An 18,874-nucleotide genomic window follows, 5' to 3' on the forward strand; every position below is an offset into this window, starting at 1 on the left:
CTATACACAGACGTCTTTGAAGACTTATTTATTTTTGGTACAATTCTTTACTTTTTGTGTTTTGCTATATTTATTTCATGCTACATTAATAAATTCCTATATGCTAAATCTTTTCAACCATTCCATCCACAATTCTTCAGATGCTCCGTGTTTTCGGGGCCTCCATACATTCTGGACAAACGGTTCCTTTTTTCTTTATCTTGATAATTGTATTTTTATCTTAATTCTTTTATACTTTCTTGTTTTTTGCTTTAGTCCTAAAAACTGTAGATATTGCTTTAGTGAAGTTCAGCTTTTGACAATTTAAAAATGATGATTGAATCTATATATTTTATTATTTGACTTAATCAAAGTTGTATTATTCTATATTGTCATCTCTCCTTTTTGCTTTCTTTTTGCTTTCTTGCTAGCTTTTGTTCTTGCTTATTGCCTTTATCTTCTTCTTTTTTTTAATAGTGCCCCACATCGTTCTGTTGATGCGGAGCCCTATTCTTTATTGTTCTTACATATTTAATATTTCAAGGAGATATTTATTGTCTCTTCAATGCATCATTTATTTGATTGCGCTGCAAAGGTAATAAAAGGGAATTAATTCGAGTTAGTAAAAATATGATATAAATTTACTAATGTGTCGCATCCGATGTAATATTTTGTTGATTTAATACAAATGTTTCTTTGAACCTCTGGCTGACATTTGAGGGTGAGATGTTGGGAAGTGCTTGAATTTAAGGCAGATATGTGATATATGACATTGTAACATTTTGGCTTAATCGTTTTTGAATGATTAATAAATATGTTACACTAATATTTATGAGATTGCTTGAAAAATGGTTTTGTGTCCTTGGTTTCTGTTGCTTTGTCGTGTCTGAAAGATGGATTTTCGTATATAACGAATATTCCCCCCCCAACGGTCTGATAGCCGTTTCAGATGAGTGTACAAAGTGAATTATTTTCTTCTGCGCCTCTTATGCTCCTGCTTGTATTGCGACGGCGTTATGCTTTCAGACTTCTTGAATACCTTTGACATGGCAGAAGAGTCCGTAAAACCAGTATGGGCAGCTATATCTACCAGAGTCATTTCCGGTCTTTGACTTATCAACCGCTTCACTTCCTCTATGCGCAGCATGTTTATCCATGCATTGAAGTTCATTCTATACATATTGTTTATGAAGCCGCTCAGCAACCGTTGGTCGATTCCCATTTCAGCAGCGGCTTCTCTCAGTGCCAGTCCCTCACGGCAGTATGGCTTTGACGGTAGTCTCATCCAGCTTCTCACTGTGGCTTCTATTGCCTCAGGCTCCTTCTTCTTTTCTTCCTTATTCGTTTTTCTTGCATGCGAATGGATTATTTCGTTTGTTGTACTATCCTTGTTCGCTTCATTCTTCAACAATAGGTTTTCTATATCCTTTATGCTTATAGCCTTTAGTCTTGTGTTTTCTGCATTCCTTTTGGCTTCAAGATAACCAGTTTCTTTCATATATCTCAGCGATATGTTGACTATGATGCCACCATTTGATACGAATATAGCTGTATGGACAAACACGAATACTATATTCGCACTGTTGCTAAGGTGTTTCCCGGTTATTGCCTCGAAGAATATTACACAACCTAAAATCGTTACGTATGCAATGGTCATCTTGGCAATCTTTATCATCGGCTTCGTCCTGATGCGTTTGCTGAGCTCTTCGTCCTTTTCCACACTATCTCTAAACCTTCTTATTTCGAAGTATATCATTGCGGAGTATACCAGGTAGATAGAGAATATGGCTACAAGCAGAATGTATTTTATTATCTTGGCAGGGAGAGTATTGGTGAACAGTTCATAAGATCCGATATTGAACTCCGTTTCTCTGTTCACGATGAAATATACAAGGTAAATCAGTGTCAATGCCACAATCGGCAGGCAGGTCATGTTTTTTATGTCCACCTTCTTCTGGTCTGCAATGGTCATTGTCAGAATAGATGTTGTCAGCAGATACAGTTGGATATAGTATGTCAGAGGGTAGGCGAATGATGTCAACACGTCATAGTCGATACCTTTTGCTATCAATGTGGCATTGCACATCTGAAGCACGCCGATTACAAGTGACGTCCATGCGATGCAGGCCCTTGGTGATTTGTAGCAGGCGGCCATTTCCTTTTCCATCACTCTCAGCGACATCAGGAATATACCCAATATGATGAATGCCGTGCTGCTTATCACGTATGCCGTATAGCCCAACATATTGAAAGTTGGAGTTAAAATCATTTCCATATCAGCCAAGTTTTACTGTTTAAGGTATAAGTCTCGCTTTTGTCTTGCTTCAAAGCATGATTCAATTTCAAGTACAAAAATACAAATTCTTTTCTTCTTTCTGCTCTTTTCCCCTTTTTTTTCTCATCCTTGTTGTCGCGTTCCCCCTTCATTTGTCACATCTTCCCAGTCTTTAGTCAAGGCTTGTTCTGGTTTTGATTCCTTTGGTTAGTAACAGTAAAATAATAACTTGGTACGCAATTTCTTTTTCTTCCCTCACTCAGCATGTTTTTTTGCTTCACTTTTATTGATTATTCGTCGAAATTCTTGTCCGTGTCGTGATTTATTCATACTTTTATACCGAATATTATCCGACGACCCGTTTCGGGCAGTCTTTGGAAACACACCTTAATATATAATATGAAGCATTCAATCTTTACCTTATTGCTTGCGATAGGTGCATTTTTTTGCGGTTTCGCACAAGACAATCTCACACAATACGTGAATCCCCGAATCGGCACCGGCGGACACGGACATGTATTTCTTGGTGCCAACGTGCCCTTCGGTTATGTCCAGCTCGGTCCCACAGAGCACACCCGCGGTTGGGACTGGTGTTCCGGCTACCACGACTCCGATTCTGTGCTGATAGGTTTCGGCCATCAGCATCTTAGCGGCACCGGCGTAGGCGATCTTGGCGATGTGGCTTTCCTTCCCGTCGCTGATGCCGGTCAAGAAGAGATAGTCTTCCATCACAGCAATGAGAGCGTGCGCCCCGGCTATTACGCCCTGAAACTCGAGCGGCCCAATGTGTGGGTAGAGTTGACAGCCACCCGGCGTGCCGGTTTCCACCGCTATACCTTCGGTGCTGACATGGCGAAAGCACAGCTTGTTCTCGACCTTCATCAAGGTATAGGTTACGACAAGCCTGCAGACTATGCCCTCGACCGCATCACTGATACGACAATCTCCGGCCATCGTCATTCCACAGGTTGGGCAAAGAACCAGAAGGTGTTCTTCTCTGCGGAATTCTCCCAGACAGTCAGCATAGAACCGCTTGACAGCGGCAGATGGCTTCTGACGGCAGCCGACGTGTCCCAGCCATTGATGATAAAGGTAGGCATGTCTGCCGTCAGCGTCGACAATGCGGCAGAAAACCTGCATAAAGAGATTCCCGGATGGGATTTCCGCAAGGTAGTGGCAGATGCCGACAAGGCATGGAACGACGAACTCTCAAAGGTCAGGATAGAAACCGCCGATGCCACGTATCGTCGCATTTTCTATACTGCCATGTATCACACCATGACAGCCCCTTCGGTATTCTCGGATGTCAACGGCCAGTATCGCGGTGCCGACGGCGAGGTGCATCAGGGTGATTTCACCAACTATACCACTCTCTCCCTTTGGGACACATATCGGGCAGCCCATCCTCTTATGACGCTGATACACACCGACATGCTGCCCGACATAGCCAAGACGTTCGTCAACATCTACCGTCAGCAGGGCAAACTCCCCGTATGGCATCTGATGGGCAATGAGACAGACTGTATGGTGGGCAATCCGGCAATTCCCGTGCTTGCCGACCTGGTGCTGAAAGGATATGTAGCCGACAAAGAAGGAGCCTACGAAGCCATGAAACAGTCAGCTCTGAAAGATGAGCGCGGACTTGACCTGCTGAAAAAATACGGTTATCTGCCCTACGACAAAGACGCCAACAGGGAGACCGTAGCCAAGGGATTGGAATATGCCCTTGCCGACTGGTGTGTGGCAAAGGTGGCACGCCTCTTGGGAAAGAAAGCCGATGCGAAATATTTCGGCGACCGCGCCATGAGCTACCGCAAGTATTTCGATCCCGAAACCACCTTCATGCGCGGCATCGGTACCGACGGCAAGTTCCGTGAACCATTCAATCCCTTCTCCGCCGACCATCGTCAGGACGACTATACCGAGGGCAACGCATGGCAGTATACATGGCTTGTACCCCATGATGTGCACGGACTTGTGAAGCTCTTCGGCAGCGAACGGCGTTTCACCCAGAAACTCGACTCACTCTTCATCGTGACCGGAGATCTCGGAGCCGGCGCATCTCCCGACATCACCGGACTCATCGGACAGTATGCCCATGGCAACGAGCCGAGCCATCAGGTGCTGTATATGTATAACTATGTGGGTCAGCCATGGAAAGGGGCCCGTCTGCTGCGCCAGACCATGACGGAGCTGTATCGTGACGACCCCGACGGTCTGTGTGGCAACGAAGACGTGGGACAGATGTCAGCATGGTATATCCTGTCATCCATGGGCCTCTATCAGGTGGAGCCCGCCGGCGGTAGATACATCATCGGTTCGCCGCTCTTCAACAAAGCCACGATGCAAGTCTCCGGCGGCAAGACATTCACCATCGTAGCCACAGACAACAGCAAGGAGAATATCTATGTGCAGTCAGCCAAGCTCAACGGCAAGCGATACACCAAGTCATATATCCTATACGACGACATCCGTAAAGGCGGAGTGCTCGAACTGCAGATGGGCAACAAGCCATCGGCATGGGGAACTAAGTCTGCCGACCGTCCATAGCCCCAACCGGTAATCAGACAGCCTGATTGCCTTTTGGAGATAATCCTTATCACGCAAACAATTTCAAAACAAGAATAATACCACAATCATGAAACAGACCCTGTTTACCATAGCCTTCCTCGCAGCCACAGCCACGATGACGGCACAAGAGAACGCCACCGTCGACGTGCACTCACGCTATACCAAGGTGGTTGCTCCAGTAAAAGGAAAATATGAATCGAAGCGTCCGCCCGTTGACGAGCGCCTCTTCACCTCAACCGCCGTCGAGAAGAAAATCCGTGAGGTTCAGAAAATCCTGAAGAAGAATCCCAAGTTGGCATGGATGTTTGCCAACTGCTTCCCCAATACCCTTGAGAGCACCGTTCATTATCGTGTGCTCCCCAATGGCGACGACGACACCTTCGTGTATACCGGCGACATCCCGGCGATGTGGCTCCGCGATTCAGGAGCCCAGGTGTGGCCCTATGTCGCCCTTGCCAATAAGGACGACAATCTGAAGAAGATGCTTCGTGGCGTCATACTCCGACAGATGAAGTGTATAAACATCGACCGCTACGCCAATGCCTATAACGACGGGCCTACGGGAGCCGGCTGGCATAAGGACAACACGGAGATGCCCCCCGAAGTGTTTGAACGCAAATACGAGATAGACTCATTCTGCTATCCCATCCGCCTTGCCTACGAATATTGGAAGGTGACCGGCGACGACAGTATCTTCGGTGAAGACTGGCTGAGGGCGATAGACAATATCCTCGCCACCTTCATCGAGCAGCAGCGTAAGGAGAACCGTGGTCCATACACGTTTACCCGTATGACCGACCGCGCCTTCGACACCCTGGGATGGGACGGCTATGGGGCGCCGGTGAAACCGGTAGGGCTGATAGCCTCCATGTTCCGTCCGTCAGACGATGCCACCATCCTGCCGTTCCTCGTGCCGTCAAATTTCATGGCGGTGTCTTCTATGAACAAGGCAGCTGAAATCCTGCACCATTGTGCAGGCAAGGCGTATGGCAGCCGAAAGACGGAAATCCTCCTGATGGCAAAGAGATGCAGCGAACTGGCAGCCGAAGTGAAGGCTGCCCTGCAGAAATATGCCGTTTACGACCATCCGAAATACGGCAAGATATACGCTTATGAGGTGGACGGTTTCGGCAACCGTCTCCTGATGGACGATGCCAATGTGCCGTCGCTCCTCGGTATGGGATATATGGGCGATGTAGACATCGATGACCCTATTTATCAGAACACCCGCCGCTTTGTGTGGAGCGCCGACAACCCCTGCTTCTTCAGCGGCAAGGCAGGAGCAGGTATCGGCGGTCCGCATATCGGCTACGACATGCCATGGCCGATGTCTGTCATGATGAAATGTTTCACGGCGAAAGACGACGAAGAGATACGCTGGTGTATGCAGACGCTGCTTCAGACCGACGCCGGTACGGGCTTCATCCATGAGTCGTTCCACAAAGACGACGCCTCACGCTACACCCGCGCCTGGTTCGCATGGCAGAACACCCTCTTCGGAGAGCTCGTGATAAAGCTCATCAACGACGGAAAGGCAGACCTTCTGAATAGTCTTTAACCCCCAACTCTCATAAGAAATTGATCAATAAAAATCGGTCATCAAGGCTTGCACTTCTATGCAAGCCTTGATGACCGATTGCTTTAAGTCCCCAACTTTCATTGGATCATTATAATAGAACGGTCTGATGACCGTTTGGAGTTTATACCAATTGTGGCAGGAACGAAGAGATGATGAGCACCACGATGCCCACTATCAGCACTACGATGGTCTTCTTCGAACACCCTTTCCATTCCTTCAGTATGATGCCCCACACGTTAGAGAACACCACGTTGAGCGCCATCAGTATGCAGAAGGAGAGAGTCATCAGCGTGTCGGATGCGGTCAGGAATCCCTTGCCCAGCGACAGACCGAAGAACTGGCTGTACCACAATGCGCCAGCCAGCGCACAGAACACGATGTTGTTTGCCAGCACCCCACTCTTGGAATAGTCGCCCCATGTCTTGTTCTTAGCATTCTGGAAGAAGCAGTATGCAGCGTTAGTGATGAATCCGCCCAGTGTGACGAGCAATGTGGCAGGCAGCGTCTTATACATGTCGGGAGTGAGGTCGCCGAAGTTTATCCCCTTTCCGAATTCCAGTCCCACGTTGAAGCATCCGCTCATGAATCCGGCGAGCAGGGCTATGGCGAGTCCCTTCGGAAAGTTGAAGTCCTTCACCGCTGCCTTCTTTTCCTCTTCAGATAGCGATGCCGCCTTCATAGAGCCTGCCACACCGATTATGGCGATGCCAGCCAGCGTCACCACCACGCCCAGAATCACGGCGAAGGTCAGTCTGCTCAGCGCATCCTCTTCAGGGAAGAAGATGTTCAGGAGCACGGGTCCCATGATGGTTCCCAGTCCAGCACATGTTCCGAGGGCTATGCTCTGTCCGAGCGCCACTCCGAGATAGCGCATCGAGAGTCCGAAAGTCAGTCCGCCCACTCCCCATAGTGCTCCGAACAGCACCGTCATCCATATATCGAAGCTGCTTCCGTTGACAATCAGTTCCGTTATCGAGTGACCTTCCGGCACGGCGAGCAGCGCTCCCATCAGCGGGAACACTATCCATGCGAAAATGCCCTGCACCAGCCAATACGACTCCCAGCTCCAGCTCTTTATCTTGTTTATCGGCACATAGCAGCTCGACTGGCAGAATGCGCCGATGGCAATGATGAGAAGTCCGATGATAATTTCCATAATATCCTGTTTGTGACAAAGCCGGAGCGCCAGGGAAATCGGTTGTTCCCCTTGGTGCTCCGGCTATATTATTGCTTGATATCGAAAATCTGTTCTCTTAGTTTCTCTTTGCGAGCACCTCATTCTCGTATTTTTCCACGTCAGCGAAATACTCCTCGCCCACAGGCACGCTGTTCTTCATGTTGAAGTAGTCGTAAACGGCTCCGAAAGGCAGTGTCTTTGCCTCTTCGAGCAGAGCCAGACGCTGGAACAGTTTGCCCTCGTCCTCATACTGGCGCAGAGTTGCCGTTGGTTCGAGCAGAGCCGAGAGCAGCGACTTTTGGGCAGCGCGCACTCCGATGATGTATGCTCCGATGCGGTTTATAGATGCGTCGAAATAGTCGAGACCGATATGTGCGCGGTCGAGAGCGTTGGCGCGTACAATCTCAGAGAAGAGGTTGCGGGTGTTGTCGTCGAAGAGTGTCACGTGGTCAGAATCCCAGTGCATAGGGCGCGACACGTGGAGCATCAGCTCCGGCACGTAGAGCAGCAATGCTGAGATGGCGTCAGAGACGTTCTCTGTCGGTTCGTAGTGGCCGGTGTCGAGAGTATACATCACGTTGTTCTTGGCGCAATAGCCGGTATAGAAATAGTTTGAGCCCACGGTATAAGCCTCCAGTCCGATACCGAACAGCTTTGCTTCCAGACACGACTTCATTCCCGGCAGGTCTTCAGCCAATATCTCGTCGAGGCTCTGCTTGAGGATTTCGCGGTAGCGCAGCTTGTTCACGGTGAGGTCCTTGCTTCCGTCGTGCACCCATATATTCATGATACAAGGGTCGTTCTGGAATTTACCCATAGCGTCGGCGATACGGCGGCAGCGCTTTGTGTGCTCAATCCAGAAGTCGCGTATCTCCTTGTCAGGATTGGCGAGCGTCAGGCTGCCGCTCTTAGGATGCGAGAATGATGTGGAGTTGAAGTCGAGCTTCATATTGTGCTCCTTCGCCCACTGCATCCATCCTTCGAAGTGTTCCACTCCCACTTCGTCGCGGTCAACGAATTTTCCTCCGAACTCACCGTAAGTCTCATGCAGGTTCAGACGGAACTTACCGGCCAGCAGCGAGTCCACCTTCTCAATGTCCTGACGCAGTTCGTCTATGTTGCGTGCCTTTCCAGGATAGTTTCCAGTAGTCTGAATACCGCCTGAAGCTGCCACGTTGCGCTCGAAGCCGACCACGTCGTCAGCCTGCCAGCAATGCAGGGATATAGGAGTGTTTTCGAGAGTTTCGATAGCCTTGTCGGTATCTACACCCAGAGCGGCATAGCGCTCTTTTGCCATTTCATAGGCTTTTGTGATTTGTTCTGTTTTCATATTCTTTAGGTTTTTATAGTTGTTGTTTTTTTAGTTTCCTCATTAACCTTTCCTCTTCTTTATCTCCAGATATTTTCCGTAAGCCTCGTCCCAAAGCTCCTTGTCTTCAGGCACGAAGCGGTTCATCACCACGCTGTCGGCAATGATGCTGCGCATGTCGAAAATGTCGTTCACTTCGCCTGCCGCCTTCGCCTGTATCATGATGTTGCCCAGAGCGGTGCATTCCTGCGGTCCGGCGAGCACCTCCACTCCCGTGGCATTTGCCGTAAACTGGTTGAGCTGCCTGTTCAGCGATCCTCCGCCAATGATATGCAGGGTGTTGATGGGGAACGCCGCCATCTCTCTGAGATATCCGAACACCTCGCGGTATCTCAGTGCGAGACTCTCGAATATGCAGCGGCATGTCTCGGCGTAGCCTTCCGGCACGTGCTGTCCCGTTTCCCGGCAGTATTCCTTTATCGCTTCCTGCATGTCGGCTGGGTTGGCAAACATCTTGTCGTCAGGGTTTATGATGCTCTGAAACGGTTTCGTAGCCATTGCCTCGGCGGTCAGTATGGCGTAGTCGCGGGGAGCGTCCTCTCCCCATTCCTTGCGGCATCTCTCCAGCAGCCACATTCCGCAGATGTTCTTCAGGAATCGTGTGGTGCCCTCTATGCCGCCCTCGTTGGTGAAGTTCCTTTCATACGACACCTCGTTTATTATGGCGTCTTCAGTCTCTATTCCCATCAGACTCCATGTTCCCGAACTGAGATAGGCAAACTGTTCGTTCTTTGCCGGCACGGCAGCCACGGCGCTTCCCGTGTCGTGTCCTGCCACGGCAATCACCGGTATCGCTCCCAGTCCCGTCATCTTCTGCACCTCCTTTGTCAGCGTGCCTATACACGTGCCCGGGTTCACCATCATTCCGAACTTCTCCCTTGTCAGTCCCACGCTCTTGAGCAGTTCCGGTTCGAGGTCTTTTGTGCGTGGATTCAGCATCTGGCTTGTCGAAGCGATGGTGTATTCGCAGACAGCCTTTCCTGTGAGCATCCACGACAGGGCGTCGGGCACGAAGAGAATCTTCTTCGCATTGGCGAGCGCCACATTGTTCTCCCTTCTCATGGCATATAGCTGGAAGAGGGAGTTGAAGTTCATGAATTGGATTCCCGTAGTTTCATACACACGCTTCTTGTCTACGCATTTGCTGAAATATTCGTCCATAGCCTCGAAAGTGAATGGGTCGCGGTAGGCGATAGGGTTGCGCAGTATGGCGTTGTCTTCTCCTATGCACACGAAGTCCACTCCCCAGGTGTCGATACCGATGCTCGTTATCGGCAGCTGTCGCTTAGCCACGAGTTTCAGTCCCTTGATGATTTCGTTGTATAGTGCGAAGATGTCCCAATAGAAGTGACCTCCCGTTTCAATCAGCGAGTTGTCAAACCGTGTGAGTTCCTCCAGTTGCACTTTGCCTTCGGCAAGTGTTCCGATGATAGTCCTTCCGCTTGTGGCACCCAGGTCCACGGCAAAGAAATATTTGTTGTTGTCCATTTGTTTGATTATGTTATTTTCGGTCAGTTTGAATTAGTAGGTTCGTGATGCCGGCAGCCATGTCATGACAGGTTTTCGGCATAGGTGGTTTTTGAGGGCAAAGATAGTGCAAATCGAATGCAGAGCGTCAAGCTTGCTTGGACGCTATGCTGAGATGCAGCCTATTTTTTGCAAAGATATTGCAAGGCGAGAGGAGAATGAAATGAATGTATTCATTTCTTATCCCGAGCCGTAGCTTATCTTATGCAAAGATACTTGTTTTTGGTGTTTGCAAAACCCGATTATTTGCGATTTAATCTGAAACTTTTGGTAATTGCAAGAATAAGATTTGTAACTTCTGAATGTGCCGATTCCCAATGGTAAGCTATAGGTCAGATATTTCCCCCACGGCGTGGGGAACAGAACCCCCTAATGTGGGGTTTCATTCCCCACGGTGTGGGGGGATTTCAGGTGGTGCAAAACGGCATGATACATCTGTGATATATCAATGATACTTTTATGTAAAACATTCAGAAAAGTATCATTGCTTTAACCTGTTGGCTTGTAGTATTTTAAATGCTCTGGATAGACGGAGAATGATACTATGACACTTCTTTAGAAGAAAAATGAGTGCATGGCACTTCCTTTTTTGATATGCCTTGCGATGTATTGTGGTTATAGGATGTTCCCTTCTGCCAATGAACTTTATAGGATGTTCCTTTCTGCCAATGAACTTCAGCCCCCTCTCGTTCTCAAACCCATCCTAACCTTCCCCAAGGGAAGGAACAAGTTACTCTGATTCTGTCAAAGACAGTGAGATGCAAGTTACCCCTGAATATTGATAACACTCTGATAATCAGACGCAACAGTATCTGTCCCTCCCCTACGGGGGAGGTTAGGTGGGGGCTGATATGATTAAGATGGAGTCAGATGTTGTGAATAGGAGGAAGTTACTCCGTTTATCATCATCAGCCCCCTCTCGTTTTCAAACCCATCCTAACCTTCCCCAAGGGAAGGAACAAGTTACTCTGATTCTGTCAAAGACAGTGAGATGCAAGTTACCCCTGAATATTGATAACACTCTGATAATCAGACAAAACAGTATCTGTCCCTCCCCTACGGGGGAGGTTAGGTGGGGGCTGATCTGATTAAGATGGAGGCAGATGTTGTGAATAGGAGGAAGTTACTCCGTTTATCATCATCAGCCCCCTCTCGTTCTCAAACCCATCCTAACCTTCCCCAAGGGAAGGAACAAGTTACTCTGATTCTGTCAAAGACAGTGAGATGCAAGTTACCCCTAAATATTGATAACACTCTGATAATCAGACACAACAGTATCTGTCCCTCCCCTACGGGGGAGGTTAGGTGGGGGCTGATGTTGATTTTCTATGTAATATTCCTTTCTTTTATCTCCATCATTAACTTCGTGGCTTATCCCGGTTTCTGTCTAAAAATCATCAGCCGAATCATCAGTTAGGGAAAAGGGAGTGCCCAAGCACTCGAGAATCCACGAAAATCCTGATAGAAATCCAACAACCATTTACCAAATAAAAAATCAGTGAAAAAGCCAAATCCGTGTTCTCCGTTAAATCTGTGTTTAAATTTTTGTCCATCACCGCAGGCGTATGGACACTATATTATCATAGATATAATTTTTTCCGTGTTGCCGTTGTGTCCCTGGCCTTCGGCAGGGCCACAAATCAAAAAATGAAACACGGATAGCACTGACTTTATACGGATTAGTCTTTTCACGGATTCATTTTTTGATGATATTTCGTCAGTGAGATTTGGATTTTGGTTTGGATTTAGCAGGATTTGCAAGTGCTTGGGCACTTCCTTTTGGGTGTATGATAGGGTGATGTACTCGATAGAATGTTATCGTATGCTTTCAGGAAAAGGGAGTGCCCAAGCACTCGCAAATCCACGCAAATCCAAGATAAAATCCAAAAATATAAGTCTAAAATAATCCGTGATGATTAATCCGTGGTGTTCCGTGCAATCCGTGTTTTTATTTTAGACCAGTGTCCATCGCCGCAGGCTGATGGACACTAAGCACTCACAGATATATTTATTCCGTGTTGCCGTTGTGTCTCCAGCCTTCGGCAGGGACACAAATCAAAAAATGAAACACGGATAGCACTGACTTTACACGGATTAGTCTTTTCACGGATTCATTTTTGATGATATTTCGTCAGTGAGATTTGGATTTTGGTTTGGATTTAGCAGGATTTGCAAGTGCTTGGGCACTTCCTTTTGGGTGTATGATAGGGTGATGTACTCGATAGAATGTTATCGTATGCTTTCAGGAAAAGGGAGTGCCCAAGCACTCGCAAATCCACGCAAATCCAAGATAAAATCCAAAAATATAAGTCTAAAATAATCCGTGATGATTAATCCGTGGTGTTCCGTGCAATCCGTGTTTTTATTTTAGACCAGTGTCCATCGCCGTAGGCTGATGGACACCATTTCTCACAGATTTATTTATCCTTATTTCTGATTTCAGTTCCCTTATTTCTTTTCTCCCACAATCTCCTTAGCTCTGTCCAGAGCAATCTTGATGTGGCTGCAGATGTTCTCTTCGCCGACAGATTCGTAGAAACCTGCTTTGCCGAGGGCGGCGTGTACATGAGGGTTCACACCTGAGAGAACCACCTGTATACCATCCTTGTGGCTCATCTCGCAGAGGTTGGTGAGGTTGTGGATACCCGTGGAGTCAACGAAGGGTACCTTACGCATCCTTATGATGCGCACCTTGGGGCGGTCGCCGAACGCCGCCATGATTTCCTCGAAGCGGTTGCCGGCACCGAAGAAGAACGGACCGTTGATTTCATACACTTCCACTCCCTCCGGAATGGTGAGATGCTCCAGGTTGCCCTTTATCATGTCGCTCTCCTCATTGATTTCGTTCTCTATCAACTTTACGTCGGTCACCTCAGACACACGCTTCATGAAGAGCAGACAGGCTATGATGAGGCCAACCTCGATAGCCACGGTGAGGTCGAAGATGATGGTGAGGAAGAAGGTGATGAGAAGCACGGTGACATCGCTCTTGGGATTCTTCATCAGCGAGAGGAACGAACGCCATCCGCACATACCGTATGACACTATCACGAGCACTCCGGCAAGACATGCCATAGGGATATATTTTGCCAGTGGCATGAAGAACAGGAATATGAGCAGCAGCACCACGGCATGGATAATGCCGGCGATAGGTGATTTTCCGCCGTTGTTGATGTTGGTCATCGTGCGGGCGATGGCTCCCGTTGCCGGTATGCCGCCGAAGATAGGCGAGGCGAGGTTTGCCACACCCTGTGCTATCAGCTCGGTGTTGGAGTTGTGGTGGTCGCCGATTACACCGTCGGCAACAGTTGCCGAGAGCAGCGACTCTATGGCGCCGAGCACGGCGATGGTCAGTGCCGGGGGTACCAGTTCCTTTATAGTGTCCCATGTTATTGTGGGCATGTGGGCTTCGGGGATGGCGTTGCTCACTGAGAAGCGGTCGCCGATGGTCTCGATGCTCGTCACTCCGGCAAACTGCTTGAGGAGCAGTGCTGCCACGGTCATCACGATGATTGCCACGAGCGATCCCGGAATCTTCTTGCTGAACTTAGGCGTGACGGCAATCACCACCACGCTGAGTATTCCCACTGCCGCACACCACCAGTCTATGGTTCCGAAGTTGCAGATGTAGCACCACCACTTCTCTATGAAGTCGCTCGGCACCTTGTCGATGCTCAGTCCGAAGAGGTCTTTTATCTGCGTGGTGAAAATCGTGACGGCGATACCGCTGGTGAATCCTACGACGATGGGGTAGGGGATGAACTTGATGATGGTGCCCAGATGCAGCACTCCGAAGAGGATGAGGAAGGCACCTGCCATCAGAGTGGCAATGGTGAGCCCCTCGAAGCCATACTGCTGGATGATGCCATAGATGATGATGATGAAGGCACCCGTAGGTCCGCCAATCTGCACCTTGCTGCCTCCGAGCAGCGAGATGATGAATCCCGCCACGATAGCGGTGATGATCCCCTTCTCTGGTGTCACTCCGGATGCGATACCGAAGGCGATGGCAAGTGGCAATGCCACGATGCCCACGATGATGCCCGCCATGACGTCGGCCATGAGAGTCTTCTTGTTGTAGTTCCTCAGTGTGGTGAAGAGCTGCGGCTTGAAATCTAATTTACTGTTCATCGATAATTGTTATTCTGAATATATTTGTATTTATTAATGCGTATTAATAGAATTAAGGAAACGAAAATGGAGCAGTCCGTCAACTTTTAACCCTAATCGGTCATTAGGGCTTGCTTGGATTTTGTTTTTTAGAAGAGTGGATTTTGTTTGGCTTTTAATGAGTAATAGCGGGCTATTGCTCATTAAAAACGAGCAAAAGTCGCCTTATAAAAAACAAAAGACTGCAAGCAGTTGAAAAAAAAATACATTAAACGGCCTAATGACCGATTTGGGTTTAGTGTAGAACTGCTCCTTGTGTGTGTAAATCATGCCGCAAAGGTACGACAAAATATTAACAAATCCTAATTTTTATCCCATCTTTTCTCTGTATTCGCTTGGTTTGCATCCCACTTTCGCCTTGAACTTGCTTGAGAAATAGTCGGGCGAATCGAAGTTCAGCCTGTAGGCTATCTCTTTGATGCTTATCGGCGTAGAGGAGAGCAGTTCGCGTGCCCTCTGCAGTCGTAGCTCCTGTTGGTAGAGAGCCGGCGAGATGCCCGTGAACTCCTTGAACAGTTTGCGGAAGTTGGAATATCCCATTCCCAGCTGGTCTGCTATCTCCTGTATGGTGATGCGGCTTTCCAGTCTCTCGCGTATCATGAGACGAGCCTTGTTTATGATGTCCACCTTGTCCTGGTCGCGGCTCAGGATGATGTTGCGCTCTCTGGCATACATCGTGCCGATGAGATTGTTCACGATGCCGGCGAGCGACTGCTGCGAGTATGCCTCCTCGCGCTTTGCCACCTGCATGGCAGACTCGTAGAGGCTTATTATCTCAGGACAGTAGCCTACGTGGTATACCGGTTTTTCGGGCGACAGGAATCCGTGTTCCACTCTGTCGTCCATGTTCTTTCCTCTGTAGCCTATCCAGTAGCTCTCCCATCGGGAGGAGGCGAGCGGATGGTATGTGTGCCATTCGTTGGGGAAGAGCAGGAAGATGTCGCCAGCCTTTATCGGATGGTCTTTCACGTGGTCGGAACAGAACACGCCCTCTCCGTCGAGCAGGTAGAGCATCTGGTATTCGTCGAGCGTCCGTCCCCTTGTCACGTCGAAGTAGTATCCTCCGGCGTGGCCTCTGGTGGGGTATGGGTCGCCGGGGTTGAGCTTGTCGTAGCCCACGGTGCTCACCGTGAGTCCCCACAGCGCATCTCTCTCGTTTGCCACGAGGTATTTGCTTTCCTGCATGATATGTGTCTTTGGTTCTTTAATCTATCCTGTATACGAGGTGGCGCATCGGATGTCCGCCCCACGAGGAATCGTTGGCATATTCGAATCCCACGTGCAGATACAGTCTCTCGGCGTTAGGGTTGCCTTTGTCCACGAGCAGTCCCACGGCAGGGTGTCCCTCCTTTGCCGCTTTCTCTATCATTGCCCGCAGCAGTGATGTGGCGATGCCTTTGCCGCGGTGGTCGGGCATCACGGCGAGGCTGTCGAGATACACCTCTCCGGCTTGCGTCTCGTCGTCCATCCGGCTGAAGTCTCTGCCGAAGCATTCCTTGGCAGCGTTGATGAATGCCTGTCGCAGCTCATGCAGCTTTCCGCCGTCGTAGCCCACGATGGCTCCCATCACGTCGCCGTCGTCGTCGATGGCAACGAGGGTGTTCAGATAGCTGTACTGGGAGTCTTCCCTTTCCACGAGCGATGTCATCATGGAGCGGAAGTCGGCAAGCGTATGGTGTTCGCCGGCGAAATACTGGCAGCAGTCGTCTGTCATTGCCGTCATAATGAGTTGTGAGATGATTGGAGCCTGGCTCTTTGTCGCTGTCTGTATTTTCATAATCGTTGCTAAAATTGTGATGTTAATGGGAATGATGGGCAAAATTAGCAAATTTAATGATAAAATGCAAGATTAGCGGCGTAATTCAGCAGCCGGTCAGTCTTTCAGCGAGTATGTCACTGTGGTCACCACCCTCACCTTCTTGATGTATGGAGTGTTGGAGTCGCGGTCTTCGATTGAGAACTGTCCCTGGTCGGCATTCATTATCTTGTCTATCTTGCTGTCGCTGTTTTTGGCAAACTGCTCGGCGGTCACTTTCGCGTTCTCTATAGCTTCCTGCATCATCTTCGGTTTCAGTTGGCGGAATGCCACATATTCGTATTTCACCGGGTTTTCGTAGCCGCCGTCAACGATGGCGACGCCCTGCTTCAGCAGGTCGCCCTGTCGGGAGATTATGCTGCGCACGAGATTCACGTTTTTTGAAGTTACGGTAATGATGGATGTGATGTTGTAGCGGTAGGGCTGTTGGTTGGCGCCATATCGTTCGGCGTTGAGGTCGATCACCACTGGTGCGTTTACGATTATCTCGTTGTCTTTCACTCCGTTGGCAATCAGGAATTTGCGTATTTTGTTTGTCGTGGCGTTGATCTTCTGGTATAGTTCCGGCAGGTCGTCACCCAACTCCTTGGATAGGATAGGCCACGTCACTTTGTCTGCCTCCACCTCCTTTTCTGCCAGTCCTTTCACTACCACTTTGCGGTCTTTGCCAGCCAGACTCTTAAGTCCTGAGTCTACAAAAAATCCGAGCACGATGATGCCGATGGCTAAGATCAGTGCTTGCTTGATACCTGTGTTTACATTCATGATTTTTCCTCCGTTATTTAGTTTATATTGGTTTGGCGTGTCTCCTATATGTTGTCATTTGGCAAAGATATGAAATATACTGGCACCCACAAGCGATTTAAAAGTTTTTCACAAGCTTTAAGTCCTGACTGCCAATTGTGCGCGTTTCAGCGGCAATCGGCAGTAAGGGCTTCAGTCTTCGTATGAATATGGTTTGCGGAACGTCGTCATTTCAGTGTGAATGTGAATATCAGTCCGTGGTTGGGCGGCAAGGCGTTTTTCACGCTGACGCTTCCGCCGTGTAGGAGTATGGCGTTTTTCACGATGGCGAGTCCGAGCCCCGTGCCTCCCATCTTGCGGCTTCGTCCTTTGTCAACACGGTAGAAGCGTTCGAAGAGGCGTGCGAGGTGTTCGTGTGGCACTCCGACACCGTTGTCGGAGAATGTGAAACGCCATTCCTGCTGACTTGTCTTTTCGGCAGTCAGCGAGATGGTGGTTCCTTCGCCGGCATAGGCGATGGCATTGTCGGTGAGGTTGCGGAACACGCTGTAGAGCAGTGATTGGTTGCCCTTCACCTGTATGTCGGCTGGCAGCCGGTTGTCGAATGTCATCGAGTGTTCCTTGAGTTGCAGCGCCGTCTCCTTCTGTATGTTTGCCACCATCTGCGAGATGTCCACGGTGTCGAAGTCGGTAAGCATGTCGGGAGCGTCGTCGAGACGGTTCAGCGTTGAGATGTCGCGCAGCAGCGACGTGAGGCGCTGCGCCTGTGCATAGCATCGCTGAAGGAACTGCGCCTTCATGCTCTCGCTGATGTTCGGATTGTCGAGGATGGTCTCCAGGTAACCCTGTATGCTCGCTACGGGAGTCTTCAGCTCGTGGGCTATGTTCTGGGTGAGCTGTCGCTTCAGTATGTCCTGTTCCTTCTTGGTGTGTTGCAGGCGTTTGTATATCTTGATGATTTTTTCGGCAATCTCTCCCAACTCGTCGTTCGGAAACTCTATGAGGTCTTCCGTCTCGAGGCTCTCGTTGTGATCGGCACGGTTTGCAAAGGTGCGTAGCTTCGTCACGTTGGCCCCCAGCCTCTGTGTGAAGCGGAAGAGCAAGAAGGTTAGGATAAGCATTGCGGCGAGGGCAAACCAGATGTAGTGCTGGTCGGTCTGCAGAGTCCTGATGAGGCTGTTGTCGTAGGGCAGTGCGGTGCGGATGATGAATTTCTGGTGTGGAAAGTATGTAGCCGAATAGAAGAACGACTCTCCGAGCGTGCTGCTCTTGCGGTCGATTGAGAATCCGTGGCCCATGTTGAGAGCCTGTCTTATCTCGCTTCGGTTGAGATGGTTTTCGAGCTGATGGTAGTTCTTGAACCTGTTGTCGTAGAGCACGTTGCCTTTCATATCGACCAGTGTCACTCTGATTTTCGACTTGTAGTGGCGCTTCACGTATTCGTCGAGGTCTCTTTCTGAGTGGCTCTTGTCGAGACTCATCACTTCAGCCATGCGCTCGTTGTAGTCTTGCAGACGGGTGTCGAGCATGTCGATCTTGTATTGTTTCTCTCTCTCGTGCTGGAACACGATGAATGCAGCGGCAAAGGCGATGAACACGGCGATGACGCTGAAATACAGTTTTTTTCCTACGGATGTCCTTGACATAGTGGATGGGGGTTAGTTATC

11 protein-coding genes are annotated in these 18,874 nt (G+C 49.2%); 2 read left to right on the top strand and 9 right to left on the bottom strand.

The window, feature by feature from the left end:
• Window positions 1-946: 946 nt before the first annotated feature.
• Complete coding sequence (locus tag ST42_RS13030; protein WP_082028538.1) at window positions 947-2,254, bottom strand: helix-turn-helix domain-containing protein; 1,308 nt, start codon at window positions 2,252-2,254, stop codon at window positions 947-949.
• A 399-nt stretch (window positions 2,255-2,653) separates the two neighbouring features.
• Between ST42_RS13030 and ST42_RS00745 the strand changes: the two genes are divergently transcribed.
• Both ST42_RS00745 and ST42_RS00750 read left to right on the top strand, forming a co-directional pair.
• Entirely contained in the window at window positions 2,654-4,804 is a 2,151-nt protein-coding gene (locus ST42_RS00745) for a GH92 family glycosyl hydrolase (protein ID WP_044071886.1), read from the top strand.
• An 88-nt stretch (window positions 4,805-4,892) separates the two neighbouring features.
• A complete protein-coding gene (locus ST42_RS00750; RefSeq protein WP_052484776.1) occupies window positions 4,893-6,383 on the top strand; it encodes a glycoside hydrolase family 125 protein in 1,491 nt (496 codons plus the stop codon).
• Window positions 6,384-6,525: 142 nt separating this feature from the next.
• On the opposite strand, the gene ST42_RS00755 is transcribed toward ST42_RS00750, so the two are convergent.
• From ST42_RS00755 to ST42_RS00790, 8 genes are all read right to left on the bottom strand, one after another.
• Window positions 6,526-7,560, bottom strand: coding sequence for an L-rhamnose/proton symporter RhaT (locus ST42_RS00755; protein ID WP_044064997.1), 1,035 nt, complete (start codon window positions 7,558-7,560; stop codon window positions 6,526-6,528).
• Window positions 7,561-7,657: 97 nt separating this feature from the next.
• Window positions 7,658-8,911, bottom strand: a complete 1,254-nt coding sequence (locus ST42_RS00760) for an L-rhamnose isomerase (protein ID WP_022316830.1) — start codon at window positions 8,909-8,911, stop codon at window positions 7,658-7,660.
• 42 nt (window positions 8,912-8,953) lie between these two features.
• Entirely contained in the window at window positions 8,954-10,438 is a 1,485-nt protein-coding gene (locus ST42_RS00765) for a rhamnulokinase (RefSeq protein ID WP_044071887.1), read from the bottom strand.
• Between the two features lie 2,487 nt (window positions 10,439-12,925).
• Window positions 12,926-14,608: a SulP family inorganic anion transporter gene (locus ST42_RS00770; protein WP_044071889.1), complete on the bottom strand. Its 1,683-nt coding sequence runs from the start codon at window positions 14,606-14,608 to the stop codon at window positions 12,926-12,928.
• Window positions 14,609-14,956: 348 nt separating this feature from the next.
• The gene (locus ST42_RS00775) at window positions 14,957-15,832 is read right to left on the bottom strand and encodes a helix-turn-helix transcriptional regulator (protein ID WP_022315856.1); all 876 of its coding nucleotides are present in this window, start codon (window positions 15,830-15,832) and stop codon (window positions 14,957-14,959) included.
• A gap of 19 nt (window positions 15,833-15,851) precedes the next feature.
• Window positions 15,852-16,424 (bottom strand): GNAT family N-acetyltransferase, encoded by a 573-nt coding sequence (locus ST42_RS00780; RefSeq protein WP_042519174.1) that lies wholly within the window; start codon window positions 16,422-16,424, stop codon window positions 15,852-15,854.
• A gap of 96 nt (window positions 16,425-16,520) precedes the next feature.
• The gene (locus ST42_RS00785) at window positions 16,521-17,228 is read right to left on the bottom strand and encodes an SIMPL domain-containing protein (RefSeq protein ID WP_022315854.1); all 708 of its coding nucleotides are present in this window, start codon (window positions 17,226-17,228) and stop codon (window positions 16,521-16,523) included.
• 206 nt (window positions 17,229-17,434) lie between these two features.
• Window positions 17,435-18,853, bottom strand: a complete 1,419-nt coding sequence (locus ST42_RS00790) for a sensor histidine kinase (protein ID WP_044071890.1) — start codon at window positions 18,851-18,853, stop codon at window positions 17,435-17,437.
• Window positions 18,854-18,874 lie beyond the last annotated feature (21 nt).

Source organism: Prevotella pectinovora, from assembly GCF_000834015.1.
In the GTDB taxonomy this organism is placed as follows: Bacteria; Bacteroidota; Bacteroidia; order Bacteroidales; family Bacteroidaceae; genus Prevotella; species Prevotella pectinovora.